Annotated in this window: 1 protein-coding gene and 1 pseudogene; both read left to right on the top strand. The window is 70.7% G+C overall.

What is annotated here, in order from left to right:
* The coding region (locus ACTFO6_RS17290; RefSeq protein WP_439935674.1) for a hypothetical protein at positions 1-599 on the top strand (599 nt) is incomplete at its 5' end.
* 118 nt (positions 600-717) lie between these two features.
* A pseudogene (locus tag ACTFO6_RS17285) lies at positions 718-962 on the top strand (V-type ATP synthase subunit A); the annotation flags it as partial.

Genomic DNA, 962 nt, shown 5'->3' with positions numbered 1-962 from the left:
TGGTAGGCGAGCGGGAACGGCGGGAGCGGGAAGCGATCCTGGCCCAGGCCCGGGCCGAGGCGCGTCGAATCGTGGCCGAGGCGCGATCCGAGGCACGCAAGCGGGTGCGCCGGGACGTGGAGGAGATGCGCCAGTGGATGCGCCGGGAAATCGGACGGGCGGAAGCGGCGTTCGAGACCGCGAAGCGCCGCCATCGGTCGCAGCACGACGCGGCGCTGCTCGAGGCGGGATGGGGGCGGCTGCGAGAGGCCCTCGCCGCCCGCTGGCGGGACCCCGCGGCGAGGCGCGCCTGGGTGGAGATGCTCCTTCGGGAAGCGCTCGCGAGCTTGCCCAAGACCGCCTGGGACATCGTCCATCCTCGCGACTGGCCGGAGGCGAAGCGCACCGCGCTGGCACAACGCCTGGAAGGTGCGCTGGGCCATCCGCCCCGCTTCCACCCATCCCCGGACTGCTCAGCCGGGTTAAAGCTGTGCGCCGGCGGCGCCTGCCTGGACGGAACCCTCGAGGCAATCCTGCTGGACCGCCCGGAGATCGAAGCGCGGCTCCTCGCGGAGCTGGGCAGGGAAGCGAGCAAACGCCAGGCGGCGGGAGCGAAATAGGGAGTGTCCTGAAAATGCTTGACGGCGCTCCACCCTCTCACCTTCCCCCTCTCTCAGCGGGAGAGGGGAACAGGACCGCGGTCAATGGTTCGTCAACCATTGACCGGGGGCCCAATCGATGAGCGAAGCGGAAATCACCTGGATCAGCGGACCCGTGCTGCGCGCCAGGACCCGGGGCACCTTCCAGATGCGGGAAGCGGTGGAAGTGGGCGAAAGGCGCCTCCTCAGCGAAGTCATTCGCATCGAAAACGATGGGATCGTCGCCCAGGTCTACGAGGACACCACGGGCCTGCGGCCCGGGGCGGTGGTGCGGGGCAGCGGCCAGCCCCTTTCCGTGCCCCTGGGGCCGGGGCTCCTCGGTGG

Origin of the sequence: Pelomicrobium sp. G1 (genome assembly GCF_051905455.1) — a bacterium.
Taxonomy (GTDB): Bacteria; Pseudomonadota; Gammaproteobacteria; order Burkholderiales; family UBA6910; genus Pelomicrobium.
Note: the sequence above shows the minus strand (reverse complement) of the source record. Positions and strands in the feature narration are given on the sequence as shown.